The organism is Thalassospira indica (assembly GCF_003403095.1).
Lineage (GTDB): Bacteria > Pseudomonadota > Alphaproteobacteria > Rhodospirillales > Thalassospiraceae > Thalassospira > Thalassospira indica.
The window spans coordinates 2,196,139-2,219,793 of the sequence record NZ_CP031555.1 but is presented as its reverse complement, the minus strand read 5'-3'; the positions used below and the strand labels follow the sequence as shown (position 1 = coordinate 2,219,793).

Sequence of the window (23,655 nt, the reverse complement as noted above, 5' to 3'; positions counted from 1 at the left end):
CTGTCAATCAAGTGACTTATATGTCGTGATGTTCGTGGAAAGTCAATGTTTCAGGCCCCCCCGCCGTCAACAAACCAAGGACATTTTATATCTGTTCGCAAACCGGCTCCTCGCCCTGCGCCGCGCACGAATAAATCAGCGCCTGCCTTTGATGGAAATTTCCGTCTGAAAACAACCCACAACTGCTTGTAGGGCGACGACTCTTTGATCCATCTACATCTGGGGGCTTTGTCCACCTCCTTATCCACAATGCGCCCCATATATGTAGTGGGCCGGAAGGCTTGATACCCCTGCCTTTTCACACAGATCCGAAACAAGACTTTCATATAAATATCAAACTGTTACCATCTGCTTCCATGCTACGAAAAGCCATGCGGTGCCTAATTTTCAGCTTGGCACTGGAAATGGAATGAAAACGGCGTTAGCTTGATCAAGCGTTGGGTGGGTCAAACGCGCGCCCACACAATATGTAGTCCGAGTCTTAGGACCGACACACAATCTCGCTGCGAAACAAAGCGCAGTTTTCCGGGCCTCCCGGACCGATTCAGAGATTGTTAACGAGAATCCCACCAGCATCGAATCAACAAGACAGCAATCGACCCACTACATGTTGTGGTAAAAATTACTGTCAACCACAAAGATTAGTGGACTGTGGCGAAATTTTGCCATTATAGTCTTTCCTACGGACCGGATGGTTCCAAGGGGGGACCAAACCACCGAATACCCATATCTGCGGGCTCTGGAAATGCTGGAAAATATCGGCATCAGGGGCAGCGCAAGAGCATTGAGCAAACTATATAAAGTCAGGCGATGTTGGCGCATCACCAGATAGCGCCCTGTTACGTCTGATCAGAACCGGAGCAGACCATGCGGATTACCAGAAAATTCACTCAGGAAGGTGTCAGCCCTTACGCCGACATCGAATTTCGTAAGTTATCATCTGTCATCAAAAACCCGGATGGTTCCGTCGTTTTTGAGATGAATGACATCGACATGCCCGCCTCCTGGTCACAGGTCGCGAGTGACGTTCTGGCACAGAAATATTTCCGCAAGGCCGGTGTTCCGGTTGCCCTTAAACCGGTCAAGGAAAAGGACGTCCCATCCTGGCTGTGGCGTAAGACCGCTGACACCGCCAAGCTTGACAAAATGCCGGCTGAAAAACGCTACATCAGCGAAACCAGCTCAACCCAGGTCTTTGACCGTCTGGCAGGCACCTGGACCTATTGGGGCTGGAAAGGCGGCTATTTTGACGCCGAATCCGATGCGCAGGCTTTCTTTGATGAAATGCGCTATCAGCTCTCCCACCAGATGGGTGCGCCGAACTCGCCGCAGTGGTTCAACACTGGTCTGCACTGGGCGTACGGCATTGATGGCCCGGCACAGGGTCACTCCTATGTTGATTTCAAAACCGGCGAACTGACCAAATCGGCCAGCGCCTATGAACATCCGCAGCCGCATGCCTGCTTCATTCAGTCCGTTGCCGACGATCTCGTCAACGAAGGCGGCATCATGGATCTCTGGACCCGTGAAGCGCGTCTGTTCAAATTCGGCTCCGGTACCGGTTCAAACTTCTCCAACGTACGTGGCGAAGGCGAAACCCTGTCGGGTGGCGGTCGTTCTTCCGGCCTGATGAGCTTCCTTAAAATCGGTGACCGTGCTGCTGGCGCGATCAAGTCGGGCGGTACTACCCGTCGTGCGGCGAAAATGGTTGTGGTTGATATCGACCACCCGGACATCGAAGAATACGTAAACTGGAAAGTCGTAGAAGAGCAGAAAGTCGCTGCCCTCGTCGCCGGTTCCAAACTCGCTGAAAAGCACCTGACCCAGGTTCTGGCGGCTTGCACCAACTGGGACGGTGCTGCTGACTCCGAGGATCGCTTCCTGCCGCGCGCCAACCCGCAGCTCAAAGAAGCTGTTCTGGCAGCCCGCGCTGTGATGATCCCGGATTCTTATATCAACAAGATCATCGAATTCGCCCGTCAGGGCTTCACCGAAATCAGCTTCAAGACCTACGACACCGATTGGGACTCCGAGGCATACCTGACCGTTTCGGGTCAGAACTCGAACAACTCTGTTCGTGTGTCGAACGACTTCCTGCAGGCTGTTCTTGATAACGGTGACTGGGAACTGATCCGTCGCACCGACGGCAAGATTGCCAAGAAAATCTCTGCCCGCGAATTGTGGGAAAAAGTCGGCGAAGCTGCCTGGGCGTGCGCAGATCCGGGCATCCAGTACGACACCACGATCAACGAATGGCACACCTGCCCGAACTCGGGTCGCATCAATGCGTCCAACCCGTGCTCGGAATACATGTTCCTTGACGACACCGCATGCAACCTCGCATCGCTGAACCTGATGAACTTCCGTTCTGATGACGGCGGTGTGGATATCGAGGCTTACGAACATGCTGTCCGTCTGTGGACGGTTGTTCTCGAAATCTCGGTTCTGATGGCACAGTTCCCGTCTGACCGTATCGCAGAACTCTCCTATCGTTACCGTACCCTTGGCCTTGGCTATGCCAACATTGGCGGCCTGCTCATGAGCATGGGCATCCCGTATGACAGCGACGAAGGCCGTGCGATTGGCGCGTCCCTGACCGCGATCATGTGTGGCGTGTCCTATGCGACCTCTGCCGAAATGGCCAGCGAACAGGGTGCATTCCCGGGTTATGCCGACAACGCGGCTGAAATGCTGCGTGTGATGCGCAACCATCGCCGTGCCGCTTATGGCGAACAGGAAGGCTACGAAGGCCTGTCGATCAATCCGGTTCCGCTGGTTGCGGCTGACAGCCCCTATGCCGATCTTCCGGTTGCCGCCCGTGCAGCTTGGGACAAGGCGGTCGAGCTTGGCGAAAAGCATGGCTATCGTAACGCCCAGACCACCGTTATCGCGCCGACCGGCACGATTGGCCTGGTCATGGATTGCGACACCACTGGTATTGAGCCTGACTTCGCACTCGTGAAGTTCAAAAAGCTTGCCGGTGGCGGTTACTTCAAAATCATCAACCGCACCGTTCCGGTGGCACTGGCAACACTCGGCTATACCGAAAACCAGATCCGCGACATTGAAAAATACGCGGTTGGTCACGGCACCCTGGTTGGCTCGCCGGCCGTTACCCACGAAGAACTCAAAGCCAAGGGCTTTGACGACGATGCCATTGCCAAGGTTGAAGGTGCGCTGAAAAACGCATTTGACGTCAAATTCGTCTTCAACAAATACACCTTTGGCGATGATTTCTGCGTCAACCAGCTTGGTCTGGATGCCAAGGCAATCAACAGCATGGACTTTGACATGCTGGCTGCCCTCGGGTTCGATAAAAAACAGATCGAAGCAGCCAACACCTATGTCTGTGGTGCGATGACCCTTGAAGGTGCCCCGCATCTGCGCGACGAAGACCTTGCTGTCTTTGATTGTGCAAACCCGTGCGGTCGTATCGGCAAGCGTTACCTGTCGGCTGAAAGCCACATCCGCATGATGGCCGCGGCTCAGCCGTTCATCTCGGGTGCGATTTCCAAAACCATTAACATGCCAAGCAGCGCAAACATCCAGGATTGCAAAGACGCTTACATGCTGTCCTGGCGTCTCGGCCTCAAAGCCAACGCGCTGTACCGTGATGGTTCGAAACTCAGCCAGCCGCTCAACTCTGCACTGGTCGAAGAAGACGATTACGCAGATCAGCCGACCGCTGCCAAGGCAGCCCAGGCGTCTGAACAGATCGTTGAAAAAATCATCGAACGCGTCATTCGTGGCGACCGTCGTTCCCTTCCGGGTCGCCGTAAAGGCTACACCCAGAAAGCGACCGTTGGTGGGCATAAGGTTTACCTGCGCACCGGTGAATACGAAGACGGCAAGCTTGGTGAAATCTTCATCGACATGCACAAGGAAGGCGCTGCATTCCGCTCGCTGATGAACAACTTCGCAATCGCGGTGTCCATCGGCCTGCAATATGGCGTTCCGCTCGAAGAGTATGTCGAAGCCTTCACCTTCACCCGCTTCGAGCCATCCGGCATGGTCTCGGGTAATGATGCGATCAAGATGGCAACCTCCATCCTTGATTACATGTTCCGTGAACTGGCAATCTCCTATCTTGGTCGTAACGACCTCGCCCACGTTCAGCCGTCCGACATCCTTCCGGATGCGGTTGGCGAAGGTGTCAGCGAAGGTGACCTTGGCGAGGAAGCCAAGAAAACCGGCGATCAGGCGATTGAAACCATCCGCAAGGTGGCATCAAGCGGCTTCGTACGTCGCAACCTCTATGTTGTCGATGGTGGTGCACAGACCGAAGAACGCGTCGTGGAAGTAAAATCCACCGGCACCGACGGTCATGGCCACAGCCACGAAACCACCGCAAGTGCAACCACCGCTGCACCATCAGCACCGCAAAACAATGCGATCCTGACCGCCAACGAAGAAGTCGTCGCCAAAACCGATGCCAAGATGGACCAGATCCGCGAAGCACGAATGAAAGGCTATGAAGGCGATGGTTGCCCGGATTGCGGCAACTTTACCCTGGTGCGTAACGGCACCTGCCTTAAATGCGACTCTTGCGGCGCGACCACCGGTTGCTCGTAAGGTCTCCGGCCTTACCGAACAACTGATCTGATCAGCAAACCGGCCGGGGTTCATCTCCCGGCCGGTTTTGTTTTGGGATATTGAAAAAGGAATGCGTTATGGCCGTACCCCCGCTTGGAAATGACACCGCCCTCATCGTTCTCGATGTGCAAAAGGCAATTGATAACCCGCACTGGAATTCCAAAAACAATCCCGGCTATGCCGGTGTGATCGCAAAGCTGCTGGAAAAATTTCGCGCAAGGAAACTGCCCGTCATTCATGTCCGCCACGAAGAAGCCAACCCGGCCTCAAGCTTCTATGTCAACGGCCCCGGACAACCGTTTAAGGACGAAGCCCTGCCAATTGATGGCGAAACGATTATCGCCAAACAGCAAAACTGCGCCTTTGTCGGAACTTCGCTTGAAAAACACCTGCATGACCATGGCATCAAACGCCTGATCTTCACCGGTGTGGTCATCCACAACTCGATGGATATCACCATCCGCATGGCCCATTGCCTTGGCTTTGAAAACTGGCTCGTGCTGGACGCCACCACCGCAATCGATGTGACCGATGCCAATGGCAAAACCTTCCCGGCACAGGATGTTTTTGATCTTTATGCCGCTGTTCTTGCTTCAGAGTATTGCAGCCTGATCAGAAGTTCGGATGTGATCGCGGCCCTGCCCGCATAACGATAATGCGGCCCGAAAACCGGGCCCGTATCCACTTTGCGCAAAACCTGTCCACTTAATGTCAGAAAACGACATCACCCCGCCTTTAAGAATAGCCCTTCCCATGCGCGCGCCCTAAAGCTCTTGCAAACGGGCCGATCTATCGGCACCGAGCAAAAAGGATATGGGCATGGCAAATAATGAATAAGATCAGCAACACCTGCAAACAGGGACGATCTGATCGTTCGCACCACTCCGCGTGCAAATCTGTCGCGAAAAAAGGGTTTTATGCGCTGGCGCTGATAGGGCTGTCGCTGCCCTTTGCCGACGGTGCATTCGCACTTAGCGCCGGCTGCAGCCAGTTAAACAGTTTCACAGGAACCTCGGATGGCGTGCAGGTCTCCAGCACCTTTAGTGCGAACGAGGTAGCCAAAGTTACTTTCACACATGCCGCTCCTGCTTCGACAATCAACTATACCTTTACCTATACGGACAATAACAACGCTGCCAATTCGCAGACGATCACGACCGGCAGCTCTGAAAATGGCGACACCATAACCCTTTCCTTCGAGATCCCAGCCGACACCACAAGCGGCGTCATTTTCTTTCAAGGCGTCGGCGCGAGCTACAACATGACAGGTGCCTGCGCACTCAAAGCAGAACCGGCCGCGTCATCCTCCGCCAGCACCACATCCGCCGTTATCAATGCTGTTTCAAGGTCACAAACCACCGTCATACAGCAAAATATCAGATCACGTATCGCGTCCACGATCCGCAATACGGGTACGGGTATTGGCAATATCGCCACAGGTGGGCTAGATACTCCCGAGACCGAGAATGCCAATCTTGTCGCTCCACGTGCTGACGCCACCTCAAATAGCATAACCGATGGCAAGAATGTGCTGCGCCGCGTCGCTATGATAGGAAGCTTTGATAGCTCGACCGGTCAAGGCATGCAGATGCTGAGCCTTGACCCGACTGATCAGGGTGATGTTGGCGGTGCGGCCGGTGTCGATGGCCGTTCGGCCTTTGCGACTACAACGCCCTTTACTGTGTGGGGCCATGGTTCCTTTACCTCGGTCGATAACGACTATGTCAGTGGTGCCAATGACAGTCGCTATGACGGTGATGTCTGGGGCTATAATCTCGGTCTGGATTATCGGTTTGACGATGCGCTGATCGCAGGTCTGTCGCTTGGCTACAACGATACCGATCTGACGACATCGTTTAACAATGGCAGCTACCGCGAAACCGGCTGGACCGCATCGCCCTATGTCATTTACCGCCCCATTCAAAACCTCACCATCTCTGGCGAAGCAGGCTACGGCATGGGCGATATTGATGTCATGCGTGACAACGGCACGGTATCGGGCAACACTGATTCCGACATGTGGTACGCCGCCCTGACAACCTCCTATCGTGTCCGCCCGGTTGACACCATACCGCTGTCCCTGACTCCGTCGATCGCGGTCCTCGTTGCCAGCAAAACCGTCGATGCCTATAGCGAAAGTGATGGCACGGCCAATGCGACAAGCCGCTCAAACACCCGTCAGATCAAACCGGCGATCGAGGCCACCTATGATTTCGCGCCAACCAGAAGCCTGACCGTAACGCCCTTTGTCGCAACCGGCCTGACCTATGACTTCACCGATGAAATCAACAATGACAAAACCGCCTTTAATCTTGGCGGCGGTGTGCGCTTGTCCGATGCCATGACCGGGCTTAACGCCGCCCTTGAAGGCAACTACCTTGCCGGGCGCGCGGATTACACCGAATACACCATTGGCGGCCTAGTCACCTATGGCTTTTCCCTGACCGATCCGGATGGAAAGCAAATGGGGATCATCACCCCGTTTTTCACCAGCAACCTCAATGAATATGGCAATCAGCGCATCCGAACCGGTTTTGGTTTTGCTGTCGGACGCCTGAGTAGCGAGCTTGCGCTTAGCCACATGATGACGCTTGCTAATAACGAGGATGAGTACAACCGCGATGCAAGTGCCGTTGAAATCAGCATGTCATTGCCGTTCTAACGGGCTTATCACCAATCCCGCCACCTCAGGTATTACGTTTTTATTGCTGTATCAGCTGTCGGGAACAAGCTTGGGGATCGTGCGTTATCTTTTCTGTTCAATATGTTGGCGCCTGCCATATCCCCTTGCACAGGGCGGCACCAACCAAAACAGATTAAGACAGGAGCAAACATCATGTCCCTTCGCCGTATTCTGGGTGTTGTCGCCCTTGTGGTCGGCGTTGGCCTTCTGGTGACGGGCTATAACGCATCCGAAAGTGCTGTTGATCAGCTTTCGGAAACTTTCCTTGGCCGTTATACCGATGAAACGGTCTGGTATCTGATTGGCGGTGTTGCGAGCGCGATCGGTGGCTTGCTGTTGCTCATCATGGGTGGCAAACGATAAGACTTCCGCCACCGCTGCATTACGCCAGCGTATGCAGCCAGTTCTCATAGCGCTTATCAACACCATCACCAGCATGGCGCGGATGCGGTCGATGTCCGGCCCTCACATCCCCCGGTGTGACGCCATATTTCGCGCGGAACGCCCGGATAAATCCGGTATCGGTTTCATAACCACAATCCAGCGCAATGTCATACATTGACCGCCGCCCTGCTTTGGGATCACCCAGCAGTTTCAGGGCATGGCGCAGCCGCATCTCACGCAAATAGTTTTTAACCCCGCCATGTTTTTCAAACAGCTGATAAAGGCTTGATCGTGACAGGCCAAGGTCATTGGCGGCCTTGTCCGCGGTCAATTCGGCTGCGAACAGGTTTTGTCGAAAATATCGCCGGATCATCACACCTTTTTCGATATCACGGCGCATTGCATCGGTGGAACGGGTCCCTCCGTCCGCGGCATTCAGGCAGGCCGAAAGCATCATGACGATCGTTTTCTGCAAAACCGATATTTCATGATCGGCAAGCTCGTTGATATAGCGATTAAGCGCCAGAATTTGCTGAAACAGGATGCTGACCAGCGGGTCACGCTCGGACAGGAAACGCAGATTGTGATCATCAGGATGGGTCAGATGATCCTCGACCAGATGCCGTGGCAAAAACAGATGCATCGACTTGAAGCCATCGCTGGTCTGTGCCTCGGTCCGCTGCGAAAGATCAAGCAACAGCAACCCACCGGGTTGAAGAACATCCCCGCCAATGCCGATCTCGGATTTTACCCCGCCATCGGTGTAAAGCTGGATGTTGTAATGATCCATCCCATCGGCGGCGATCATTTGCGATGTACGCGAAAAGCTTTGTGAACAGCTTTGCGCCTCGATCATCAAAAGGTCGCGATGCCGCCATGAATTAAGGTTCGCAACAAAACCTGCCTCGCGGGTTTTGCGATCCATTTCGACACTGTAAATACAGTTGATGCTTTCTTTCCAGATCTCGAACTGTTTTGCTCTTGGCAGCTCGCCAAGCGAAAAACGCGACCTTTCAAGCAGCGCAGACTTGGGGTTTGTTTGATGCGTCATACCTTGACAGCCATATGTGGAAAACTCTTCCTGTTTTTACCCTGCGCCTATTTCTCCCGCTTTTCAATGGGCTTCTTATGCCAACGCATAGGGTCACCTTACTTTGCACCCCACCCAGAACTTCCCATTTTTGCGACGCGAACCCGCAGAAAATCTGGCTTTAAGGCCCCTAGCAGTGTTTCCCTGAAACAAACAAAACCGGAAAATGGCAACAGACTGTTGACGAACGGTGACTGGTCAAGGCCAGATGCGACCCGCATATTCAATTCAAATGGTTGAATAGCCCGATGAGGTATTCCAATGACTGACCCGTCAGCAAACGCCGACAGCACTGCACAAAGCCTGGCGCCAATGTTTATTTCCCATGGCTCGCCAATGCTGGTGGCGCGTCAAAGCACCCCGGCTTTCCATTTCTTTGTCGATGAGCTTTCGAAACTGACCGATGGCGTGCGTGCCATTGTCATGATCTCGGCCCACTGGCAGACCGAACGCCCGACGATCTCCACCGCGCAACGCCAGGAAACCATTCATGACTTCTATGGTTTCCCGCAGCCGCTTTATCAGTTGCATTACGATGTGGCGGGTGACCCGGAACTGGCAGAACAAATCGCCGCACAAATCGGCAGTGAGACCGATGCCAAACGCGGCCTTGATCACGGGGCATGGATGCCGATGATCCTTGCCCGCCCGAATGCCGATATTCCGGTCTTTCAGCTTTCCATGATCGGTCACGGTGGCCCGCGCGAACATTTCGAGCTTGGCAAAAAGCTGCGCGGTTTGCGCGATCTGGGTGTTCTGGTGGTCGCAAGCGGTGCGATGACGCATAATCTGCGTGCGCTTGATCGCAACGAAGGCGCAATTGACCCGTGGGCAAAGGAATTCACCAACTGGATGGTGGAAAAGATCAAGGCACGCGATATCAACGCCCTGCTTGATTACAGAAGCCTCGCCCCCCACGCCGCCATGGCGCATCCGGACGACGATCACCTGATGCCCTTCTATGTTGCGCTGGGTGCTGCATCCGATGATTTCGAACCTGATCTTCTTCATGACAGTTACGAGTTCGGCAACCTTGCCATGACCGCCCTTCGCTTCTACGATCAGGATGAGCTCAAAACTGCGGCCTGACGGACTGATCACGTGATCCCGTCCGGCCCAAAGCCGGACGGGTATCATGCTTTCGCAAGATCAGATCACTCTTGAAATCACCACCAGCGGTCAGGGACTTTACGAAGTCACCGAACCGATCCAGTCATGGGTGGCCGGGACCGGTCTGGTGCGCGGGCAACTGACCATCTTTGTCCGTCACACCTCGGCCAGCCTGACCATCCAGGAAAATGCTGATCCGGATGTGCGGTTTGATCTTGAAACCTTCTTTGGCCAAATGGTGCAGGAAAACCCAAGCCTCTATCGCCATACCTGCGAAGGGCCCGATGATATGCCAGCCCACATAAAATCGGCCCTGACCGATGTGTCGCTGACCATCCCGGTATCCAATGGCCGCGCCGTGCTTGGTACGTGGCAAGGCATCTATCTGTTTGAACATCGCCGTGCGCCCCATCATCGCAAGGTCACCCTGCATCTGATCGGCGAATAGGCTTAGGCCGTTATGTCGTTATGCTGCCAAGTGCGGCTCGGACGCCCAAATCCCTTTGACCTGCACTTCAAGCAATTCACGCAAGGTCCCGCACATATCCTCGCAGTCAAAATTCTGCGTACTGAAATGTTCGTGGATGGTGAACAAAAACAACGACATCAGGGTTTTCTGGATCAAAACCGGCGGCAAATCACGGTTGAGCTCGCCTGAAAGCTGCGCTTCCTCAATCAGGGCCTGAATGGCTGCAATCAATCCGCTGCTTTCCATAACGGCATGCACCGCCCCCTTTCTTGGTGAAAAGACAATCTGCTGCATGATCACCTGCCACAAGCCGGGATTAAGCCCCACCTGCGTGAAGCGATAGGACGCAACATGCATCATCTTGTCCACAAAGCACCATTCCGGGTCCATCGTATACAGACCCTTTTCAATCGCCTCTGCCATCTGTTGCCCAACACAGCAGATCAGAAGATCTTCCTTGGTCGGGAAGTGATTGAAGATCGTTCCTTCGGCAACGCCGGCACGTTTTGCAATCTCTCGCGTGCTGACAGTGTCAAATTCCCCGGCACAGAAACAGTCACGCGCGGCATCAAGGATTTTCTGGCGCGTTTCTTCACGTCGCGCAGCTCGAATATTCATCAACGCCTCCGGTTTAAATGAGCGCACTCACTGAGTACACTCATTTAAATTATCGGATCAGGAATGTCAATTCCTGCCCAACGCCCTCACCGGCGTGCGGCATGTATTACCGGTGCCCGACAGGTGGCAAAGATGTCTGTTTCCGGGCGATATAGTCCTGTCGCGACATGCATCGCTCCCAGCACGGTCGAAAACAGATTGTCATGCGAAAAGCGGCCCGTTTGTGCCTGTGCTCTCAGGCAATCGGTCTCGATCCGGTTGGCATCGGCATAGCCATCCGACATCCAGATCATCATCGGCACCTTGGTTTGTTCAGAGGGTGCGAGAACATAGGGCGCACCATGCAGATACAACCCGCCCTCGCCCAAGGACTCTCCATGGTCCGAAACATAAAGCAACACCACGTTGTAATCATCCTGATAGGCTTTCAGGCGTTCGGTCAATTGGGCGACGACATAGTCGGTATAACGGATTGTATTGTCATAGGTGTTGATCAGCTCTTCGGCGCTGCAATTTTCAATATCACTGCGCAAGCAATCGGGGACAAAGGCCCGATGCTCATCGGGATAACGCTTGTAATAGGTCGGCCCGTGACTGCCCATCAGGTGAAAGGCAATCAGTTGATCGTGCGGTTCACCGGATGCGACTTCCCCCTCAAGGCCGCGCAGCATCACTGCATCAAAGCAGATGCCAAGTGCGCAGTCTTCGGGGAAATCATCGGGTGATATGTCGATATGGCGCACCCGGTCACACACCCCTTTGCAGCCCTCGTCATTTTCTTTCCACAGAACGTCGACACCGGCATGTGCCAGCACATCCATCAGGCTTTCACTATGGCGTGCGACGTCGCCGTCATAACCGGCATGATCCATCGGCGAAAACATGCAGGGCACCGAAACCGCGGTTGCCGTGCCGCACGATGACACATCCTGAAACGCCAGCATGCCGTCAATCTGACTGGTAAAGGGCGATGTCGGGCGCGTGTACCCATTGGCAGCAACACTTTGGGCGCGTGCGGTTTCACCGATCACCAGAAACATCAATGTCGGTTTATCATCACCGTCCTGCGCGACCTTGCGGGCATCTTGCCCGATGGTTTGAAACGGCATGTCGGCATAAAGATATCGCCGCTTTACCAACTGGATCGTGCCAGCGATATAGTTCGACGGCACAAGCTCCTTGCCCAGAACCTTGTGATTGCGCCCGACCGATGCGTAATCCTTGAAATAAAGCGATCCGATCCCGCCCAACACCAAAAGCGGCAAGATCATCAAAACCACCCGCTGCCCGATCCCGCGCAAAACCGTTTTCGGGAATTTAAGCGGCACAAGGATCAGCATCGCAGCCGGCAGAAGCCCGGTCACGGCAAACCACAATCCGGCCTGCAAATTGAAATATGAAAGCGCCTCGCCCTGATTGGTCTCGACCACGTTTTCGATCATGCCGCGATCGAACACGATGCCGTATTTCAACATCGCATAATGCGAAATCGCACCCGTGATAATCAGGAAAATAAAGAACGGCTTGAACAGATAGCGCCAGGAAAACGGCGCAAAAACCACAAGTGACGCACAGATCAGAACAAACGGCGCGCTGATCGCAAAGCCCATGTCAAAGTCACCGAGGCCCTCCAGAATTCCGTAAAAGTGGCTAAGGACCTTCCAGTTCAGAACCAGCGTGAAATAGACCGCGAGTGTTAAAAGGCCAAATCGATAATCAATCGGTGAAAGGTGCAAAAAGGAACGAAGTCGACGCATCCAGGCATCCTTGGGGCAATGAACCATGCCCCTCGCATACAGTGCGAAGCTGACAACAAGCTGAAGTCACCCGGATTGCTTGCGGATCCGTCCGTCAGGCCGCAGCCCTTGCTTGTTTGCTTGCACGCTTGCTGGCGCGCAGCCCCAAAAGGCTGTGAATAACAAGCGTGGTGATCACCACCGCCCCGCTGATCAGCGTCATTTCGTCGGGCACTTCATTGACAAACACCCAGACCAAAAACGATCCAAAGATCGCTTCATTAAGCATAATCAGGCTGACCTCGGCGGCCGGAATTTTGCGCGATGCATGGGCGATCAACAGGAATGACACTGGCAACACCCAAAATCCCAGCATCAAAAGCCAGACCCAGTCCAGACCAACTGGCGATAACGGTGCGGCACCGGGCAGCAGGATCAGTGTAACCACAAACGCGCCAAACAACATACCCTTAAGCGCGTCCACTTCGGGCTTGGCACCCAGCACATTGAAATAACCCGCCATACAGATCGCAGCGCCAAGGGCCAGCATATCGCCAAGCGCGTTTTTCCCGCCAAAACCGGCACTGAACAGGCCAAGCAAGGCAACAAACACCACGACCGAGGCAACCCATGTCCGGATCGGCTGGGAACGTTTGAAGATAAACACGCCAATCAACCCGGCCAGAAGCGGTGTGGCGGCAATAATGATCAGGGTATTGGCGGCATCGGTATTGCGTACCGAAAACATGAAAAGCGTACAGGTTCCGCCGTAAAACAGACCGGTCAACATCTCGAACCCGTTGGGCCGGATCGATTGCACGATGCCTTCGCCCCGCTTGGCCCCGTTCCAAAGTGCCACCAGCAAAAGCGCCACGGTCAAAAAGCCCAGCCGCCAGAACGCGGTTGTAAAGTCATCGGCCGCAATCAGACGCAGCAAAAGCGCATCGGGCGACAGGATCAAAACCCCCAAAAGGGCAATCCAGCCACCATGAACACTCCCGAACCGATCCCGCAACGTCATCTCACCCAACCCTTACGCGGTTTGCCCCGCATCAAAACCCCAAAAACAAGGCAGCAGGTTTTCGCCGTGCTGCCAATACCCCATTGTTACGGGCCTTTCCCCTTATGGCAATTTGATTTTATTCAACTGTTTGAAACGATCGCACAAACACTTGCCGCAACGCCCCAGCGCCCAATTGCATCGATACAAAGAAACTGTTTTGTTTGCCTCCCAACCCCGATAAGTTGGGGGCAAATTTGAACATCTGCCAAGCAAAAGGATGGATCATCATGGCTGGTAAAATTGACGCGCATCTTGCCGATCTCGGCATCACCCTGCCGACTGCGACTGCACCGGTTGCGAACTATGTGCCCTATGTCATCTCGGGCAAGCTGGTGCATATTTCCGGTCAGATCACCATGGAAAATGGCGAGTTGAAATTTGTCGGCAAACTCGGTGCCGATTATGACGTAGAAACCGGTCAGAAGGCCGCCCGCCTGTGCGCGCTTAACCTTGTCGCACAGCTCAAGGCCGCCATCGGCGATCTTGATAAGGTCACCCGTGTTGTCAAACTGAACGCCTTTGTCAATTCGGCCCCGGATTTCACCGATCAGCCGAAAGTCGTCAATGGCGCGTCGAACACCATGGTCGAAATCTTCGGCGATGCTGGCAAGCATGCCCGCTCGGCCGTTGGCGTTGCTGCCCTGCCGCTCGGCGTGGCTGTTGAAATTGATGGCATCTTCGAAGTCATCTAATCGCCATTCAGACGTTTGAAATCATGCACCGACCAGCACAACTGGTCGGTGTTTTCTTTTGGGCAATTACATCTGATGAAAATGCGTGCGCACCATCTGGGCAAAGACGTCGCGTACATCGTTATGTGACCCCGCCTTTTCCATCAGGCAAATGGCAAATGTCGGCAATTCCGGCAGGTCATGATCACCGCGAAGCGCCTCAAGATCATCGGGAATTGTGCCCAACAAAAAGGCCGTAACCGACAAATCCGATCGCACAGTTGCGGCAGTCGCTTCGATATTGCCGCTTTCAAACACGCTGCGCCATGTAATGCCTGCCTGATCAAGTGCGTCTATCACCGCCGGTCTGAACGCACATTCACGACTGACCAGTGACACCGGCAACGGGCGTTTTGTTTGCGCCTTGCCCGATTTTGCCCCGACCCAGACCAGTGGCGCGACGGCCAGGCAATCACCGGCAATCTGCCCGACCGGCTCCTCGACCAGCGCAATATCAATCTCGCCACTATTGACCATGCTCCGCAGTTCCGATGAACTGTGGCACCGTAGCGAAAGCTCGATCCCCGGATAGTGATCGCAAAACTTGCGAAGTGGCGTGCGCATAAACGTGCCGACAAGATCATAGGGAATGCCAACGGTAAGCTTGCCAACATGGCCCGCCCCGGTCATGTCCTGCCAGATCTCGTCATTGAGCAAAAGCATCCTTTGCGCCTTGCGCAGCAATTGCTCCCCATTCTGGGTCAGGCGCAATCCCTTGCGCGCGCGTTCAAACAAGCCGCAGCCGAATGCGGTTTCAAGCCGCTTGATCTGCTGGCTCACCGCCCCTTGCGTCAGGTTAAGCACCTCTGCCGCGCCGGTCATGCTGCCGGTTTCGGCCACCGTTACAAAGGCGCGCAAAAGCGCCACATCAAGGTTTCGCATGGGTTCCCCGCCGATCCAGCCGCGACATCAACAACAGCATTAACAAAGGTAATGCCATCCATAATGAACATTCGCTTTCCTGATGCAAAGAATTGTTTTCTGATGGTCCATGCATAACATCCGCCATTTGCCCCGAGCCACTGCTGGACGATAGAATGATCGAAACCCTGCTGCCCGTTTTGTCCTTTACCCTGGCCGCGGCCCTGTCGCCGGGCGGGGCGACAACCCTTGCAACTGCGTCGGGCGCACAGTTTGGCTTTCGCCGTTCTGTGCCATTCATCATGGGCATTTCAATCGGCATGCTCACACTCGCCGTTGCAGGCGCGCTTGGGCTGGCAAACCTTGTGCGCGCATTTCCGTCCATTGAACTCATCACCAAGCTGATCGGCACCAGCTATCTGGTGTGGCTGGCCTTCAAAATCGCCATGGCCCCGCCGCCCCCTTCTGCCCAAAAGCTTGAAACCGATGGCGCAGAACAAAGCCAACCCATCCCGTTTCTTGGCGCCTTTGGCTTGCTGTGGCTGAACCCGAAAGGCTGGGCTGTCACCATCGGCGCGGCAGCGTCCTTTTCTGCCATCGCACAGGACCCGACCGAACTGGCGATTATTCTGGGCAGTGCCTTTGCCTTTTCCGGTTTTTTGTCGATGGCGCTTTGGTGCGCATTGGGCCTAAGCCTGTCGTTGTTACTCACATCGGATTGGCAGTGGCGAACGGTCAATGTAACGCTGGGTGCACTTTTGATCGCCTCCATCATTCCGATGTGGCTCTAAAAACGTTCTTGACCTCAACCACGGTTAAGGTCGGACAAGGATCGCATCACATCCGTATGGGGAAACAGAATGCGCGTCTTTGTCACAGGTGGCACCGGCCTGATCGGCTCGGCCATTGTTGAAAATCTGATCCATCATCAACACGATGTTTTCGCCCTTGCCCGATCACGCGCCAGCCACGAAATGCTCGTGCGTCTTGGCGCAACGCCAATCCGGGGCGATATCACCAACCCGATCGCCTGGGTCAACGGCCTCCCCGATGTTGATGCCGTCATTCACACGGCCTGTGATTTTTCCGATCAGATGCCCCGTATTGATGCCAATCTGCTCGATCACCTGATCCCGGCCCTTCATCGCATGCCAGGCCAGATACGTTTCCTCTATACCGGCGGCGTCTGGAGCTACCCCCAAACCAAACCGGGACAGGTCGGCGATGAAACAATGCCCTTTTCCTCTTTGCCGGAATTTGACTGGATGATTGCCGGGCTAAACCGCATTCTTGGCGATGAAAAACTGCATGGCATCATCATTCATCCCGGATGTGTCTATGCCACTGGCCGCAATGGTCATACAGGCCTGTTTGAACGCGCCATCACATCCGCCCAAAGCAGCAAAATGATCACCATTGTTGGCGGCGACCATGTTGATCAACCCATGGTCCACGCCGATGATCTGGCCGATCTTTATTACCGTGCACTGACCAATGCCAAACCCGGTTCCAGCTATATCGGGGTTGCGATCAACGGTGTTTCAAATGCTGCTGTTGCCAAGCTGATCGCCAGACATTTCGCCATTGAAAACTGCCAGTTTGAAACGATCAGCACACAAACCGCGATGGCCCGTTATGGGGATTGGGCAGACGGGCTTGGCTATCATCAACATCTCAGCAGCGCCAAGGCCATGCGTGAACTGGGCTGGGACCCCAAACACCTTGATATCGAACAGGACATCAAGGCGTGTGCCACTGCAATGATGCCCACAAGTTAACGATGTCAACTTTCTGTGCTGATGGTCTTGAGCCCGACCACCCCGCCAATGATCATCAGCAACAACACCGCCTTAACTGCGGTCATCGGTTCCTTCAGGAACAACCAGCCAATCAGGGCGACCGATGCCGTACCGAGCCCGGCCCACACCGCATAGGCCGTTCCGACCGGAATGATGCGCAGCGTCATCGACAAAAACCAGAAGCTCAGGCCATAAACGCCAAGGCTTAATACCGTAAAACGCCAATCGGTAAATCCATCCGAGAATTTAAGCGATATCGTCCCGATCACCTCAAGACTGATCGCAATAAACAGATATACCCAGGCGAGCATGATCTTATTCCTTGTTTTTGGGGTGGTGGCGGAAGGCGCTCCTGACGGAAGGCACTCCCAAAATGGCCCAATTTTCCTTATGGGGCAATCCCCGCGCCCGCCTTATCGCCAACCGCCAAAATCGCCTTGCCGTAATCTGGATCAAAACGGATGGCAAAATCGTTGCGTATAGTGACCCAACAGGGCACATTGCCCGCAACGATTTGCCGGTCACGGTCGCACAGATGTACGTGCGATATCCGGCCAAAGAATGGGATAAACAGTCATGATCGAAACCGATATTCTGATTGCAGGCGGCGGGATCGCCGGAATGAGTGCCGCGGCACGTTTTGCCGCCGATGGCCATCAGATCGTGATTGTCGACCCGGCCCCCTCCGACATCGGCGAAGGCACGGATTTGCGCACCACCGCCTTCCTTGAGCCGGGCATCGAAACCCTAAAAAAAGCTGGCGTCTGGGATGCCATCAAACCGACCGGGGCTGAGCTTCGCGTCATGCGGATTGTTGATGCCGGCGGCACGGAACGCACCCCGCGCGAAACTGCCGACTTTGATGGTTCTGAAACCAAGAACGGCTTCTTTGGCTGGAACGTCTCGAACAAGGCGGCCCGCGTCGCCCTGATGGCGCGCCTGGCTGAGCTTGATAATGTCGATTTCCGCTTTTCCACCACCGTGACCGCGTTCAAAGGCACCTCGCGCTATGGCGAAGTAACCCTGTCCAATGGCCAGACCGTGCGGGCAAAAGTCGTCATTGCCGCCGATGGTCGCAATTCATCCTTGCGCGACATGGCCGGGATCAAACACAAACGCTGGGCCTATGATCAAAGTGCGCTGGTGTTTGTCGTCACCCACAACAAACCGCATGACAACATCTCGACCGAAATTCACCGCACTGGCGGTCCACTAACACTCGTGCCCATGCCCGACCTTGATGGCAAGCCCTGCTCGTCCGTCGTCTGGATGGTGCCAGCTGCCCGCGCCGATGAACTCAATGCCATGAGTGACGAGGCCCTGTCGGCCGAAATCACCCACGACACCATGAACCTGTTTGGGCCTCTCACGGTCGCAAGCCCGCGCGCCGTCTGGCCAATGATCTCGCAAGTGCCGTCGCGCCTGATTGCCGCCCGCCTTGCCCTGATTGCGGAATCCGCCCACGTAGTGCCGCCGATTGGCGCACAGGGGCTTAATATGAGCCTGCATGACATCGAAACCCTGGCCGAACTGATGGCCAAGGCCAAACTGCATGGCGAAGACATTGGCGCGACCCCACTTCTGAAATCCTACGAACGCCGCCAACTGCCCAAAACCGTCGCCCGCGTCGGCGGCATTGACCTGCTCAACCGCGCATCGATGTTTGAACCCAAAACGCTGCGTGACCTGCGCTATGTCGGCTTATCCGCGCTTAACCGTATCGGGCCGCTGCGCAAACTGGCAATCAAGGTCGGGGTGGGCAAATAGGCCCACCCGCCATCGTCAGACAATCAGTTTGCCGTTCTTATCAAAGAACGGATATGGCCCGTCATAGTGTTCGACATAGGCCAGATGCGTCAGCAGGCAATGCTGCTCCTCGTCCCAGCGATGCAAATGCATGGCCGGCGGCTCCATGGCAAAGGCCGATGGTCCGTCTTCACGTAAATCCAGCGCCACCTGATGGGCGATCGACGGGGCAACAATCAAAGGCACGCCCGCCCATCTTGTATGGATCGGGCGGTGCACATGGCCGCATAAAATCGCCTGAATGCGTTCCTTGCGGGCTGATACAATCTGGGCAAGCGTCTTGGCCCCGGTCAAAAGACGCTGCTCATCCATATGCCGGATGCCGACCTCGACAGGCGGATGATGCACAAACAAAACGCACGGCCGGTTATCCCCGTCATTCAGGGTGCGCTCCAGCCAATCAAGCCTGTCACAACATAACATCCCCTCTGGCCGTCCTTCATCCAGACTATCCAGCCCGATCAGGCGAATTGGCCCGGCATCAAGTACGTAATTGATATAGTCCATTCCTTCCGCAACCGGGATCGCATCGGGAAAGGCTGCACGCAATGGGCCGCGCTGGTCATGATTGCCCGGGATCATGTAAAATGGCACCGTAAGGCCCCGCAAGATGTCTTGCACCAGTGCGTATTCTTCGACCGTGCCCAGATCACCGATATCACCGGTGAACAAAACCATGTCCGGTTTTGGCACCATGGTATTGACCCGTTCTACCGCCCGTTCAAGGGCGCTTGCCGTATCCACCTTGCGATAGGCCAAACGCCGTCCGGCACCGATATGCAAATCGGTTAGTTGCGCAATAAGCATGCTTTTAATTCTCTCGTATCTCGATTTTATTCTTCTTGGGATTTGCGAATTTAGTTCGCTGCAAACACGGTCAGTTTTTCAGGCACCAAGCGGCAATGCACCGTTTCCCCCAACGTCACCACACTGTCTGGATCGGCATCAACCATCACCGCATCATCGCCGATCCCGGCCACTGTCACACGCAGCTTTTCCCCCAGATACGACACCGCCTCGACGGTTGCCGTGAAATGCGCATCATCGGGCGCACACAGCATAAGCCCATCTGCCCGGAAATAGATCTCCGACAGGCCATCTGTGGCGGGGTTGGCGTTCCATGCACGCGACACATCAACATCCACAAGGCCCAGCAACGCCCGCCCGTTTTCGATATCGACCTTCAGGCAATTACTTGCCCCGACGAAGTCGGCCACAAACGGGGTTTTCGGCGCACGATAGATTTCCTGTGGTGTCCCGATCTGCGCGATTTCACCCTTTTGCATCACGACAATCCGGTCGCCCAGTGCCATGGCTTCTTCCTGATCATGGGTGACGTAAATCGCTGTGATGCCAAGCTTGCGCAAAAGCGCGTTGATCTCGGTGCGCAGCCGCACACGCAGCTTGGCATCAAGCGCCGTCAACGGCTCATCAAGCAGCAACACACGCGGACGCGGCGCAATGGCACGCGCCAGTGCCACACGCTGTCGCTGGCCACCGGAAAGTTGATCAACCCGGCGATCCGCCAGCATGTCGATATGCATCATTTCCAGCATCTCACGCACGCGCTGATCGCGTTCTGCCTTGGCAACCTTCTGCACCTTAAGGCCATAGGCGACGTTTTCTGCCACGGTCATATTGGGAAACAGCGCATAGGATTGAAACACCATCCCCACCCGGCGCTGCTCAATCGACTGGCGGGTAACATCGTCGTCACCAAAATGGATCGCACCACCCGCATCGGCGAACTCCAGTCCGGCAATCATGCGCAAGATCGTTGTTTTGCCGCAGCCTGAAGGGCCAAGCAAAACCAGCGTCTCGCCCGCATTGATCGACAGATCAAATGGCATCAGTGCGCGTGTGCCATCGGCAAAGGTCTTGGCACAGTTTGTCAGCTTAATCGCAGTTCCGGCGTCTTGCGCCCGCCCTGCCTTGTTCTGGGAAATGGTCATTATTTATCCTCCGCCGTCGCGGTTGTTCGTGCAGGCTTGCTGCCACGGTTTGCCAGTATTTGCATGGCAATCAGCAACGGCATGATCAGTACAAAGAAAATCAGGGTATAGGCGCTGCCGATCTCAAGCCGCATGGAGGCATAGGCATCGGCAAGCCCGACTGGCAGCGTTTTGGTCAGCGGCGTATGCAACATCCAGGTCAGGTTGAATTCCCCGACCGACAGGGTCACCACCATCAACGCACCGGCCAGAATGCCCGGCTTGGCATTGGGCACGATGACCGTGAAAAACCGCCGCCAGAACCCGGCACCAAGGCTGGCTGCGCCCTCTTCAAGGGTTTTCATATCCATCGCCGACATCACAGCCGCAACCGAGCGCACCATGAAGGGCAAGGTAAACAACACATGCCCGGTCAGGATGAAAAGCCAACTGGATCGATATCCACTGACCCCGCCATAGGTAATCAAAAGTGCCAAAGCCAATGCCAGACCGGGGATCGCCACCGGCAGGGTCAGCAATTCCTCAAACAACCGGGTGGCACGGCCGGGTTTGCGCACCAGAACATACGCCAACGGCACACCGGCAATCAGCGTGACGAACAGACACGCAACCGCCAGCCACAATGACAAGAATATGCTTGATGCATAAAGGTCCCAGACCTCGAAAATCCAGCGCAGTGTCAAGCCCGAAGACAATCCCTGAAACACATTGACCGTTACCCCCGCCAAGGCCGACATCACAATCGGGATAACGATAAACAGGCACAGCAAAATGGTCAGGCCAAGCTGGGCATAAAAGATACCAGTGCGTCTCATATTATGCCCCTCCCCGCACGGCGATATTCTTGCCCTCGCCGGTAAAGCTGCGCACGGCCGCAAGGCAGGCCCAGGTAATCAGGCCCAAAACAATGCTGAGAGCTGCCGCCACCGGGATATTGGCGTTACGGGTGAACTCGGTATAGATCACCATTGGCAACACATCGATATCGGTCGCCAATGTAAAGGCCGTGCCAAACGCGCCCATCGCGGTCGCAAAGCAAATCGCCCCTGATGAAATCAGACCGGGCATCAGGCCGGGCAAAATCACATCGCAAATCACACGAAACCGCGACGCCCCCAACGACCGTGCCGCTTCTTCAAGCTGCACATCAAGCTTTTCGGCAGATGCCATTACCGCCAAGATCACACGCGGGATCGAAAAATACAGATAGCCGATAAAAAGACCGGCAATGTCATAAGCAAAGACCAGTTTGGACCCAAAGGCTGCATCCGTCAGCCCGCCAATCACGCCCTGCCGCCCGGCCAGCATGATCACCATGAAACCAACCACAGTGCCCGGAAAGGACAGTGGCAGGGTCAATGTTCCAATCAAAATGCTGCGCCCGGCAAATCTGTTGCGCACCAAAAACAGCCCGACAATTGCACACAGGATCAACGCCATCACTGTCACACCTGCCGACATCGCAAGCGTCTGGATCAGGCTTTCAAGATACCGCCCGTTGGTCAGGATCAGCAAATAAGTCGCCCAGCCTTCCGGACCGTTGCCAACTTCAAACGCAACCCGCGCAATCGGGATCAAAAAGAATGCCGCCACAATCACAAGCCCCGGGATCAGCAGGATCGACAGGATCGCCGGGCTCGCTGCCGCCGCACGCGGGGTCATAAAGGATGAAAGCAAGGAAGGGCGCGAACGCCCCTCCTTCAAATCAAGGTCGATCGACACTTAACGTACCTCGGAAAGATAACGGTCGGAGAACCCGGTTTGCACGGCTGCCATCTTGGCGTAATCAACCGGCTGGGAACGGGCATAGTCGGCTTCCGGCAGGAACTTGGATGCAGCTTCCGGCGACATTGCACTCGGGATCACCGGACGCAGGAAGGCATTTGCCCAATGGGCCTGACCTTTGTCTGACATCACATAATCCAGAACCTTTTTGCCATTCTCGCCATGCGGATTGTTGGCAACCAGGCTCATGACATACGGCACCGTAACCGTACCCTCGGACGGGATAACGAATTCAACATTCGCGCTGTCTTTGTATTTCGCGCGATAGGCATTGAAATCGTAATCAAGCAGGATCGGAATTTCGCCCGACAGAACGCGTGCATAGGCGGTCTGTTTCGGGACGATCGGATCGTTTTCCTTCAATTTCTTGAAGAACTCGATACCCGGGGTGAAATCGTCAAGCGATCCGCCCATTGCACGGTTGATCGCAACCGCACCGGCATAGCCGACAAAGGCGCTTGACGGGTCAAGATACCCGACCATGCCTTTGTATTCCGGCTTCAAAAGATCATTCCAGCTTTGCGGAACCGGCGCACCGTCAAGCGCATCAACATTGACAAACAGGCCAATCGTACCCGAATGAATGGCAAACCATCCACCGTTCGGATCTTTCAAACCATCGGGGATGGCGTCAAAATTGGTCGGCTTGTAATTCTGGACGACACCGGCTTCTTTGGCCTTGATGCCAAACGACACCCCGTAATAAGCAACGTCTGCAACCGGGTTGTCTTTTTCTGCCAGAAGCTGCGACAGGGTCTGACCCGAGTTTTTGTTGTCCTGCGGGACGTCGATGCCAAGATCCTTTGAAATATTCTTGAGCTGTCCGCCCCAGTCCGCCCATTCCGGCGGGCAGTTATAGCAGATGGCCGCTTCATCGGCGAAGGCAGGCTGTGCCGCGGTCGCAGCAACCGCAAGGCTCACACCCATAACAAGTTGTTTGAAACGCACTTTTGATCTCCCTATAATCGGGGTGAT

At 55.0% G+C, this 23,655-nt stretch carries 21 protein-coding genes; 10 read left to right on the top strand and 11 right to left on the bottom strand.

Going from position 1 to position 23,655, the window contains the following annotated elements; genetic code table 11:
* Positions 1-867 precede the first annotated feature (867 nt).
* From DY252_RS10430 to DY252_RS10415, 4 genes are all read left to right on the top strand, one after another.
* Complete coding sequence (locus DY252_RS10430; protein ID WP_064790404.1) at positions 868-4,572, top strand: vitamin B12-dependent ribonucleotide reductase; 3,705 nt, start codon at positions 868-870, stop codon at positions 4,570-4,572.
* 98 nt (positions 4,573-4,670) lie between these two features.
* Positions 4,671-5,243: an isochorismatase family protein gene (locus DY252_RS10425; protein ID WP_064790403.1), complete on the top strand. Its 573-nt coding sequence runs from the start codon at positions 4,671-4,673 to the stop codon at positions 5,241-5,243.
* Positions 5,244-5,422: 179 nt separating this feature from the next.
* Positions 5,423-7,255, top strand: coding sequence for an autotransporter outer membrane beta-barrel domain-containing protein (locus DY252_RS10420; protein WP_064790402.1), 1,833 nt, complete (start codon positions 5,423-5,425; stop codon positions 7,253-7,255).
* A gap of 174 nt (positions 7,256-7,429) precedes the next feature.
* Positions 7,430-7,639 (top strand): DUF3185 family protein, encoded by a 210-nt coding sequence (locus DY252_RS10415; protein ID WP_064790401.1) that lies wholly within the window; start codon positions 7,430-7,432, stop codon positions 7,637-7,639.
* A 19-nt stretch (positions 7,640-7,658) separates the two neighbouring features.
* Here the strand turns inward: DY252_RS10415 and DY252_RS10410 are convergent, their stop codons facing one another.
* Positions 7,659-8,711 carry a helix-turn-helix domain-containing protein gene (locus DY252_RS10410; protein WP_064790400.1) on the bottom strand — a complete coding sequence of 351 codons (1,053 nt, stop codon included), beginning with the start codon at positions 8,709-8,711 and terminating at the stop codon, positions 7,659-7,661.
* A 300-nt stretch (positions 8,712-9,011) separates the two neighbouring features.
* On the opposite strand from DY252_RS10410, the gene DY252_RS10405 reads away from it, so the two are divergent.
* On the top strand, positions 9,012-9,839 hold the full coding sequence (locus DY252_RS10405) for a DODA-type extradiol aromatic ring-opening family dioxygenase (RefSeq protein ID WP_064790399.1): 828 nt from the start codon (positions 9,012-9,014) through the stop codon (positions 9,837-9,839).
* 46 nt (positions 9,840-9,885) lie between these two features.
* The gene (locus DY252_RS10400) at positions 9,886-10,308 is read left to right on the top strand and encodes a secondary thiamine-phosphate synthase enzyme YjbQ (protein ID WP_064790398.1); all 423 of its coding nucleotides are present in this window, start codon (positions 9,886-9,888) and stop codon (positions 10,306-10,308) included.
* An 18-nt stretch (positions 10,309-10,326) separates the two neighbouring features.
* On the opposite strand, the gene DY252_RS10395 is transcribed toward DY252_RS10400, so the two are convergent.
* The 3 genes from DY252_RS10395 to DY252_RS10385 all read right to left on the bottom strand — a co-directional run bounded on the left by DY252_RS10395 (position 10,327) and on the right by DY252_RS10385 (position 13,704).
* The gene (locus DY252_RS10395) at positions 10,327-10,947 is read right to left on the bottom strand and encodes a TetR/AcrR family transcriptional regulator (protein ID WP_064790397.1); all 621 of its coding nucleotides are present in this window, start codon (positions 10,945-10,947) and stop codon (positions 10,327-10,329) included.
* An 86-nt stretch (positions 10,948-11,033) separates the two neighbouring features.
* Positions 11,034-12,704 carry a phosphoethanolamine transferase gene (locus DY252_RS10390; RefSeq protein ID WP_064790432.1) on the bottom strand — a complete coding sequence of 557 codons (1,671 nt, stop codon included), beginning with the start codon at positions 12,702-12,704 and terminating at the stop codon, positions 11,034-11,036.
* A 94-nt stretch (positions 12,705-12,798) separates the two neighbouring features.
* Positions 12,799-13,704, bottom strand: coding sequence for a DMT family transporter (locus DY252_RS10385; RefSeq protein WP_064790396.1), 906 nt, complete (start codon positions 13,702-13,704; stop codon positions 12,799-12,801).
* 269 nt (positions 13,705-13,973) lie between these two features.
* Between DY252_RS10385 and DY252_RS10380 the strand changes: the two genes are divergently transcribed.
* Positions 13,974-14,438, top strand: coding sequence for a RidA family protein (locus DY252_RS10380; RefSeq protein ID WP_064790395.1), 465 nt, complete (start codon positions 13,974-13,976; stop codon positions 14,436-14,438).
* Between the two features lie 66 nt (positions 14,439-14,504).
* On the opposite strand, the gene DY252_RS10375 is transcribed toward DY252_RS10380, so the two are convergent.
* A complete protein-coding gene (locus tag DY252_RS10375) occupies positions 14,505-15,359 on the bottom strand; it encodes a LysR family transcriptional regulator (RefSeq protein ID WP_064790394.1) in 855 nt (284 codons plus the stop codon).
* A 155-nt stretch (positions 15,360-15,514) separates the two neighbouring features.
* Between DY252_RS10375 and DY252_RS10370 the strand changes: the two genes are divergently transcribed.
* Together DY252_RS10370 and DY252_RS10365 are read left to right on the top strand one after the other, a co-directional pair.
* Entirely contained in the window at positions 15,515-16,129 is a 615-nt protein-coding gene (locus tag DY252_RS10370) for a LysE family translocator (protein ID WP_064790393.1), read from the top strand.
* 69 nt (positions 16,130-16,198) lie between these two features.
* Positions 16,199-17,116 carry an NAD-dependent epimerase/dehydratase family protein gene (locus tag DY252_RS10365; protein WP_064790392.1) on the top strand — a complete coding sequence of 306 codons (918 nt, stop codon included), beginning with the start codon at positions 16,199-16,201 and terminating at the stop codon, positions 17,114-17,116.
* Between the two features lie 5 nt (positions 17,117-17,121).
* Here DY252_RS10365 and DY252_RS10360 read toward each other — a convergent pair whose 3' ends face one another.
* A complete protein-coding gene (locus DY252_RS10360) occupies positions 17,122-17,448 on the bottom strand; it encodes a DMT family transporter (protein WP_062957772.1) in 327 nt (108 codons plus the stop codon).
* Between the two features lie 265 nt (positions 17,449-17,713).
* Between DY252_RS10360 and DY252_RS10355 the strand changes: the two genes are divergently transcribed.
* Entirely contained in the window at positions 17,714-18,904 is a 1,191-nt protein-coding gene (locus DY252_RS10355) for an FAD-dependent oxidoreductase (RefSeq protein ID WP_064790390.1), read from the top strand.
* Positions 18,905-18,919: 15 nt separating this feature from the next.
* Here the strand turns inward: DY252_RS10355 and DY252_RS10350 are convergent, their stop codons facing one another.
* Genes DY252_RS10350 through DY252_RS10330 form a run of 5 tightly spaced genes read right to left on the bottom strand, consistent with a single transcriptional unit; the run spans position 18,920 to position 23,628 of the window.
* Positions 18,920-19,750: a phosphodiesterase gene (locus tag DY252_RS10350; protein WP_064790389.1), complete on the bottom strand. Its 831-nt coding sequence runs from the start codon at positions 19,748-19,750 to the stop codon at positions 18,920-18,922.
* Between the two features lie 50 nt (positions 19,751-19,800).
* Positions 19,801-20,895 carry an ABC transporter ATP-binding protein gene (locus tag DY252_RS10345; protein WP_064790388.1) on the bottom strand — a complete coding sequence of 365 codons (1,095 nt, stop codon included), beginning with the start codon at positions 20,893-20,895 and terminating at the stop codon, positions 19,801-19,803.
* On the bottom strand, positions 20,895-21,710 hold the full coding sequence (locus DY252_RS10340; protein ID WP_064790387.1) for an ABC transporter permease: 816 nt from the start codon (positions 21,708-21,710) through the stop codon (positions 20,895-20,897). Before DY252_RS10340 ends, DY252_RS10345 begins: the two co-directional genes overlap by 1 nt.
* A gap of 1 nt (position 21,711) precedes the next feature.
* Positions 21,712-22,617 (bottom strand): ABC transporter permease, encoded by a 906-nt coding sequence (locus tag DY252_RS10335; protein ID WP_318532890.1) that lies wholly within the window; start codon positions 22,615-22,617, stop codon positions 21,712-21,714.
* Positions 22,618-23,628, bottom strand: coding sequence for an ABC transporter substrate-binding protein (locus DY252_RS10330; protein ID WP_231959811.1), 1,011 nt, complete (start codon positions 23,626-23,628; stop codon positions 22,618-22,620).
* Positions 23,629-23,655 lie beyond the last annotated feature (27 nt).